Origin of the sequence: Pseudovibrio sp. Ad37 (genome assembly GCF_001623075.1) — a bacterium.
In the GTDB taxonomy this organism is placed as follows: Bacteria; Pseudomonadota; Alphaproteobacteria; order Rhizobiales; family Stappiaceae; genus Pseudovibrio.
The window spans coordinates 1-728 of sequence record NZ_LMCF01000075.1; the positions used below are offsets into that span (position 1 = coordinate 1).

1 protein-coding gene is annotated in these 728 nt (G+C 50.3%); it reads right to left on the reverse strand.

Features of this window, described 5'->3' with window-relative positions; genetic code table 11:
- Positions 1 to 151: 151 nt before the first annotated feature.
- Positions 152 to 709: a formyltransferase family protein gene (locus PsAD37_RS12860; RefSeq protein WP_063296486.1), complete on the reverse strand. Its 558-nt coding sequence runs from the start codon at positions 707 to 709 to the stop codon at positions 152 to 154.
- Positions 710 to 728 lie beyond the last annotated feature (19 nt).

Consider the following 728-nt stretch of genomic DNA (forward strand, 5'->3'; position numbering starts at 1 on the left):
TGTGGCGCGGCGTGAGATTTTGCATAGGTGGGCGATATAACGTGCACAGCGGCCTTTTTTCTTTCCCTACAAAATATGAGCGTTAGAAGGACGACAAAACGTGACTTTCTAACGCCCGGTTTAGTGATCGTTTAAGACACCCTTTTGGGAGCTAAGTTCTCTGCATCTGCGCCTCTGGCCAATGTCCAAATGCTTCTAAATGAGATACAGCTCGTTCCAGCAGCTCCAATCCCATAGGAGCTAGCACCCGTCGCCAGATTGAAGCAGCGTCGTCTCCGTCCTGTACGAAGCTCCAATCCTGCAAAAGGACTGGTCCTGTGTCCCAGCCATCATCCAAGAGATAGACGCTTCCACCAATGATTTTCTGGTGTTCTTTCAAGGCGTCAACAATTGCGTTTTTGCCGCGATATAGAGGCATTAGAGATGGGTGATAGCCGATAGCGCCATGACGAGGTTTCATGAGGGCACTGGGAGCGAGTTTAACGTGCGCATGAGCGCAGATAATCACGTCACAGTCCGGCACATCTGAAGCGATTATAGGTGCGCGATGTGAAGGTGGGATCGACACAGCCAGACCTTTGCTCGTTGCATTGGTGTTTAGCCTGTCTCCTTCCGGCGCTATGACTTTCACAACATCATGGCTGCTATTCAGGACCATTTCCAGAGCCCGTTCACCAAGCCACTTTTGTCCAATTACCACGACTTTCATGATGGCATTCCTTCAACGT